Here is a 6158-nt window from a genome sequence, read left to right on the forward strand (position 1 = left end):
CCGTACCGTGTCCGATCCGTATTGTCCCTCCGTACCTCGTATGCGCGCGAGTGCCCACAAAAATCGGTTACCCAGCGGATCGGAGATCGGTCATTGCGAAGTCTTCGCGTCGCGAGGGGAGTCGTGCGGGAAGCGGTGGGCGAACCGGGCCGTCAGCCGAAGCGTTCGATGCGGATCCGGTCCACGGGCTGGCCGGCCTCGACGAGCAGCCGCGAGGCGTGCTCGGCGAAGGCGTTCGAGCCGCACACATAGGCCTCCCACCCACCGGCCGGCTGCTCGGCCAGGAGCGGCGCCACATGTGCGGCCGCCATACGTCCCACCGGCACACCCTCCGGCGCGCTGCGGGTGAACACGGGCGTCGTCTCCGCGCCCAACTCCCGCGCGTAGATGAGCTCTTCGGGGCTGCGCGCGGACACCAGCAGCCGCAGCGGCACGTCGAGACCGCGTGCCCGGTGGTGTCGCACCATGGACATCAGCGGTACGACGCCCGAACCGGCGCCGATCAGCAGCGCGGGCCGGTCGCCCGGCCAGGCGAAGAAGCCGCTCAGCGGGCCGCGCACCTCGACCTCGTCGCCGGGCTTGGCGATCGTGTGGAACCAGCCCGAGACCTCGCCGCCCGCCACGTGGTCCAGGGTCAGCTCGATGTGCCCCGGATCGTCGGGTGCGGACGCGATCGAGTAGTGGCGCTGCGCCACATAGCCGTCTTCGGCGGTCAGCCGCAGCATCAGGTGCTGGCCGGGCAGGTGCCCCGCCCAGGCGGGCACGGCGAACCGGAAGGTGGCGGCGTGCGGCGTCTCTCGCCGGATCTCGGTGAGGGTCGCGGTCTGCCACACGGCGGCGGCCCGGTTGCTCACGGCGATGCGGCCGGGGACGGCGAACCGGGTCGGGGGAGTGAAGGACGGGGGAGTGAAGGACGGGGGAGTGAAGGTCTCAGTCACCGGAGTACCGCTGCTCTTCCCACGGGTTGCCCCGCGCGTGGTAGCCGTTCTGCTCCCAGAACCCCGGCTCGTCCCGGTCCAGGAGCCGGATGCCCGCGATCCACTTGGCGCTCTTCCAGAAGTACAGGTGCGGCACCAGCAGCCGTGCGGGTCCGCCGTGCTCGGGGGAGAGCGGCTGCCCGTCGTACTCCCAGGCGATCCAGGCCCGCCCGCCGGTCAGGTCGGCCAGGGGCAGGTTGGTGGTGTAGCCGGTGTGCGAGTAGGCGACGGCATGGGTCGCGGACCCATGGGGTCGCACCACATCGAAGAAGGCGTCCAGGGACACGCCCCCGAACCGCACGCCGAACTTCGACCAGCTCGTCACGCAGTGGATGTCGCCCTCGTACGCCGAGGACGGCAGCGCGTGCGCCTGCTCCCAGTCCCAGGTCTGCGGACGCTCCACCAGGCCGTCGATGCGGAAGGTCCAGTCGGCGGGGGCCAGTTCGGGCGTGACCTCCGCGGACAGCACGGGCCAGTCGTCGCCGGCGTCGTACTGGCCGGGCGGCAGCCCCGGGTTGTGGACGCGGGTGCGTCCGGTGAAGCCTCGGGTGACGTTCATGCGGATCCAGCGGGACGGAAGTGATTGCTTACGCATTCAACCGTACGTGCCCGGCGGGCCTGCCCCGCTCCCGGGCCGCCCCGCGATCATTAAGGCCGTATGAACACTCCCGAGCCCCGGGAATAGCGCCCCGCCCGGGCAACTTGCCGACTGATGGCGGGACCGGTGGCCCTTACAACCGGTGACCGGGCAACAGCGAAGGAGAGTGGGAGCAGTGCCCAAGGCGTACGTCTTCACGCGCTACGGCGGACCGGAGGCCGAGGCCTTCGTCGACGTGGACCGGCCCAGTCCCGGGCCCGGTCAGGTGCTGGTCGCGGTGCGTGCCGCGGGTGTGAACCCCGTCGACTGGAAGCAGCGCACCGGCTACCGGCGCCCCGGAGAGACCGGTGAGCGAGAGTTCCCCGCCTACTTCGGCAACGAGGTCTCCGGCGTGGTGGAAGAGGTCGGCGACGACGTCGAGGGCTTCGCCGCCGGGGACGCGGTCTTCGGCCGGCCCGTCGTCGGCGGGTACTCCGAGTACGCACTGCTGTCGGTCGACCTCATCGCCCACAAGCCCGCCGCGCTGTCCTTCGCCGACGCGGCGACCCTGCCCGTGGCGGGCGTGACGGCGTACGACGGGATCCGCCAGCTCGACCTGCCGGCCGGCGCGACCGTGCTCGTCACCGGCGCGGGCGGCGGGGTCGGGGTCGCGGCCGTGCAGCTCGCCCGCGCCGCCGGTCTGCGCGTCCTGGGGCTGTCGAGCGCGGCCAAGAAGGACTTCGTCGAGTCCCTCGGCGCCGTACACGTCCCGTCCGGGCCGGGCTGGACCGAGCGCGTGCCGGGAGACGTCGACGGCGTGTACGACCTGGTGGGCGGCGATGTCCTGGAGGAGGCGGCGACGCTGCTCGCCGACCGGACGAAGCTCGTCACGGCCGGGGCGCAGCCCGAGGTGGTCGAGAAGCTGGGCGGCTCCCGTGTCGCCCGGGTCCGCACCTCCGAACGCCTCGAAGCCGTGGCCGAGTTGGTGGTCGACGGGGCCCTGGACCCGCACGTGACGCAGACCTTCCCCCTGGAGCGGGCCGACGAGGCGCTGCGCACCGTCGAGGACGGTCACGCCCGCGGCAAGACGGTGATCGAGGTCGCCGGATGAGCCACATCCTCGACAATCCCGCCCTCGCCTCCCTGACCGGCCCGCACGCGCACTTCGCCGAGCGCCGCGGCAGGGTGCTGCGCTACCCGCTCGACGTCTCGCCGTGGCTCGCACTGCCCGACGAGCCCGACGCCCAGGACTGGGCCGACCTCGCGGCGCTGTGGGGTCCCGGCGCGGAGGTGCCACTGCCCGGCTTCCGCGGGGAGGTCCCCGCCGACTGGGAGATCACCCTGCAGATCGACGGCGTGCAGCTCGTCGACGACGGCCTCTCCACCGCACCGGACCCGGAAGCCGTCCGCCTGGGCCCCGCCGACGTGCCGGAGATGCTCGACCTGGTCGCCCGGGCCAGACCCGGCCCGTTCGAGGCCCGCACCATCGAGCTCGGCACCTATCTGGGCATACGCCGGGACGGTGTCCTCGTCGCCATGGCGGGGGAGCGGCTGCACCCGCCGGGCTGGACCGAGATCAGCGCCGTCTGCACCGACCCGGCCTTCCGCGGTGCGGGCCTGGCGACCCGGCTGATCCTCGCCGTCGCCCACGGCATCCGGGAACGCGGCGAGAGCCCGTTCCTGCACACCGGCGCCGGCAACACCACCGCCATCCGCCTGTACGAGTCCCTCGGCTTCCGGCTGCGCCGCACCACCGTGTTCGGGGCGGCCCGCGTCCCCGAACACCTCACGGACGAACGGCCGTTGGCCGTCTCCTAGGCACTCTTCTACGCATCCTCGTGGGCGTCGCCTTCGGGCCGCGCCCACGAGTTGTAGCGCACCAGATAGTCGGCGAACCGCGCCAGATCCTCCCCCGGCCAGCCCGCCAGCCGCTCCCGGAAGGCCGCCCGGCGACTGTCGGTGACCTGGGCGAGGATCCGGCGGCCGGCCTCGGTCAGATGCAGGACCTGGACGCGGTGGTCGTCCGGGTCGAGACGCCGCTCGATGAGGTCGGCCCGCTCCAGGGCGGCCACCTGGCGGCTGACCGTGGACTTGTCCAGCGCGTAGTGCGCCGCCAGATCGGTGGCCCGGCCGCCGCCGCTCTCCTCCAGATGCCCGAGCAGCGTGTACGAGACCAGCGACAGCTCGGGGTGCATACGTCCCGCGGAGGCCCGGGCGCGGCGGGCGAAAACCGTCATCTCGCGCTGGATGGTCTCCACGGCCTCGTCTGCTTCCACCTGACCTCCCTCACTCAGTTGCATAGCGCAACTGTAGTGCGGTCGAGGCTGTTCGCGGTGGTCCGCTGGAGCGTCGGCGTACGGCCGTTGGGGTAATGTGGCCGTCCGGCCGGGGATGTTCCGGCCGTCGTGACCGAGGAGGTGAGACCCATTACCGCTGTGTCAGGTCGGGTGCTCTCTTCTCGAGTCGATGCGGGTCGTCGGTCCTAGGCGACCGCGAGAGCGCCCTTCGAGTACCGAAAGGCTCTCCGCTTTCATGCCTCCGCTTTCCCCGTCTTCTTCCTCGCCCTCATCGCCGTCCTCCCATGATTCCGTGGTCGCCGCGCTGCGTGCCGCGGGCTGTGTCTTCGCCGAGGACGAGGCGCAGTTGATACTTTCTGCCGCCCGCACACCGCAGGAGCTGGCCGCCATGGTGGACCGCCGCGTCGGCGGGCTGCCCCTCGAACTCGTCGTCGGCTGGGCCGAGTTCCACGGTCTGCGCATCGCCGTGGAACCCGGCGTGTTCGTGCCCCGCCGCCGAACCGAGTTCCTGGTCGAACAGGCCCTCGCCCAGGCCCCGGCGGCATCCGTCGTGGTCGACCTGTGCTGCGGCTCGGGCGCCGTCGGCGCGGCCCTGGCCACCGCGCTCGGCCAGGTCGAGCTGCATGCCGCCGACATCGACCCGGCCGCCGTGCGCTGCGCCCGCCGCAACGTCGCCGCCCTCGGCGGTCACGTCCACACGGGCGACCTGTTCGCGGCGCTCCCCGACGACCTGCGCGGCAGGATCGACATCCTCGCCGCCAACGTGCCGTACGTCCCCACCGACCAGGTCGGACTCCTGCCCGCGGAGGCCCGGGACCACGAACCCCTGGTCGCGCTGGACGGCGGCACGGACGGACTCGACGTGCTGCGCCGGGTCGCCGCCGACGCACCGCACTGGCTCGCCCCGGGCGGCTGCGTACTGGTCGAGACGAGCGAACGCCAGACCCGTGCCGCCCTCGACGCCTTCACCGCCAGCGGCCTCAAGGCCCGCCTGGCGGTCTCCGAGGAGCTGTACGCCAATGTGGTGATCGGCACGAGGCCGTAGCCGGCCGGCGGGCTCAGCTCCGCGTCGCGGACCGCCTGGTCGGGCTGCAACAGCCGCTCCCCATGGCCGACCTGATCGGCCTTAGGGCTCTGGTGCCCGCCGGGCCGTCAGGTCGTCGCGCCGTTGCCCGACGGGCTCGTCGACGGGGAGGGCATCCGCCAGTCCCGGGGGCCGTGGCCGCCCGGGAAGCCGTCGCGCCAGCCGCCGGGATCCCTGTTGTCCGAGGTCCCGGAGATGACCCGCGTCGCGGTCCGGGTGTCGTCGTCCGAGCGGGTGCCGACCAGGACGGCCGTCTCGTCCTTCTTCAGGTCACCGGTTCCGGAGGACTTCGTGCCGTCGTGCAGCACGGTGGTGTCCGAGTTGACGGCCCACGTCCACTCGGCGCCGTCCTCGCTCTTGACGGTGACCTGGTCGCCGTCGACCTTCTCGACCGTGCCGCGCTGCCAGACCCGTATCACCCACTTGCCGGTGTCCTGGTCCTTCACCGTCGACTCGCCGTGCACGCCCATGCCGCCGAAGTCGAACCAGTGGCCGCCGTGCCGGCCACCACCCGGCTTGTCCGGCGACGCGGACCCGGACGCCGAGGGCGTCGCGCTCCCGCTGGAACCGCCCGAGGTCGCGGCGTAGGCGACGGTGCCGCCGAGGGCCAGGACGGCGACCGTGGTCGCCGCGATCACCGCGCGCGCCCGGTTCGAGCGCCGCCGCCAGACCTTGTCCCAGGCGGGCTCCGGCGTACGGTCCGCCCCGCCCGGGCCCTGCATCACTTCCCAGTCGTCCGACTCGTGCGTCACTGCTCGCTCCCATCGGCCACGGCACCGGCATCCCCATGCCACGCCTTGCTGTGATTGTCGGTTGCGGACGATAAGGAACAGGTAATCAATACCTGTGAGAACCGGGCGTCCCGGGCGCTTCAACCTGGTGGCGCGGGGCGCCGCCCATCGCTCGGTAGAGCTCCCACGACGGCGCCGCGCCCAGTCCGCGGCCACACCGAGCGCACCAACCGGCGCACCCGGGAGCACTTCCACTGTCGTCGGTGCGGCCTCGCTGGGCCGGCCGACCACGTCGCCGGGGCCGACATCGCCACACGCGGGACCACGGCGTGGGTGTTCGCCAACATGCCCGACCTGGCCACCGCCTGAGCGGGGAACAAGCCCGGTCGTTCACGGCCAATGCCGCGTAGTTAAGCCGTGAGGTCGTGCGTCAACTTGATCATCGGCCGTGGTGCCGCGCTGAACAGCATGGGAAACGGGACCCCTGCTACT

At 72.3% G+C, this 6158-nt stretch carries 7 protein-coding genes; 3 read left to right on the forward strand and 4 right to left on the reverse strand.

Annotated features, from left to right (window positions below; genetic code table 11):
- Positions 1-152: 152 nt before the first annotated feature.
- Both ABZ880_RS45955 and ABZ880_RS45960 read right to left on the reverse strand, forming a co-directional pair.
- Positions 153-938 (reverse strand): ferredoxin reductase, encoded by a 786-nt coding sequence (locus ABZ880_RS45955; RefSeq protein ID WP_361276817.1) that lies wholly within the window; start codon positions 936-938, stop codon positions 153-155.
- Positions 931-1536 (reverse strand): sulfite oxidase-like oxidoreductase, encoded by a 606-nt coding sequence (locus tag ABZ880_RS45960; RefSeq protein WP_361276819.1) that lies wholly within the window; start codon positions 1534-1536, stop codon positions 931-933. The genes ABZ880_RS45955 and ABZ880_RS45960 overlap by 8 nt, the downstream gene beginning before the upstream one ends.
- 214 nt (positions 1537-1750) lie before the next feature.
- Here ABZ880_RS45960 and ABZ880_RS45965 point away from each other — a divergent pair, with 214 nt between their 5' ends.
- Both ABZ880_RS45965 and ABZ880_RS45970 read left to right on the forward strand, forming a co-directional pair.
- Positions 1751-2665, forward strand: a complete 915-nt coding sequence (locus ABZ880_RS45965; RefSeq protein ID WP_361276821.1) for an NADP-dependent oxidoreductase — start codon at positions 1751-1753, stop codon at positions 2663-2665.
- The gene (locus tag ABZ880_RS45970) at positions 2662-3372 is read left to right on the forward strand and encodes a GNAT family N-acetyltransferase (protein ID WP_361276823.1); all 711 of its coding nucleotides are present in this window, start codon (positions 2662-2664) and stop codon (positions 3370-3372) included. The genes ABZ880_RS45965 and ABZ880_RS45970 overlap by 4 nt, the downstream gene beginning before the upstream one ends.
- A gap of 8 nt (positions 3373-3380) precedes the next feature.
- Here ABZ880_RS45970 and ABZ880_RS45975 read toward each other — a convergent pair whose 3' ends face one another.
- Positions 3381-3854 carry a MarR family winged helix-turn-helix transcriptional regulator gene (locus ABZ880_RS45975; protein WP_361276825.1) on the reverse strand — a complete coding sequence of 158 codons (474 nt, stop codon included), beginning with the start codon at positions 3852-3854 and terminating at the stop codon, positions 3381-3383.
- Between the two features lie 232 nt (positions 3855-4086).
- Here ABZ880_RS45975 and ABZ880_RS45980 point away from each other — a divergent pair, with 232 nt between their 5' ends.
- Positions 4087-4896 (forward strand): putative protein N(5)-glutamine methyltransferase, encoded by an 810-nt coding sequence (locus tag ABZ880_RS45980; protein WP_361276827.1) that lies wholly within the window; start codon positions 4087-4089, stop codon positions 4894-4896.
- Between the two features lie 107 nt (positions 4897-5003).
- Here ABZ880_RS45980 and ABZ880_RS45985 read toward each other — a convergent pair whose 3' ends face one another.
- Complete coding sequence (locus ABZ880_RS45985; protein WP_361276829.1) at positions 5004-5687, reverse strand: hypothetical protein; 684 nt, start codon at positions 5685-5687, stop codon at positions 5004-5006.
- Positions 5688-6158: the final 471 nt, after the last annotated feature.

Source organism: Streptomyces sp. NPDC047043 (assembly GCF_040644055.1).
Lineage (GTDB): Bacteria > Actinomycetota > Actinomycetes > Streptomycetales > Streptomycetaceae > Streptomyces.

Excerpts from the sequence above, each read along its gene's own strand:
- ABZ880_RS45960 (WP_361276819.1), bottom strand. The coding sequence starts at position 1,536 with ATGAACGTCACCCGAGGCTTCACCGGACGCACCCGCGTCCACAACCCG.
- ABZ880_RS45970 (WP_361276823.1), top strand. The coding sequence starts at position 2,662 with ATGAGCCACATCCTCGACAATCCCGCCCTCGCCTCCCTGACCGGCCCG.
- ABZ880_RS45975 (WP_361276825.1), bottom strand. The coding sequence starts at position 3,854 with ATGCAACTGAGTGAGGGAGGTCAGGTGGAAGCAGACGAGGCCGTGGAG.
- ABZ880_RS45980 (WP_361276827.1), top strand. The coding sequence starts at position 4,087 with ATGCCTCCGCTTTCCCCGTCTTCTTCCTCGCCCTCATCGCCGTCCTCC.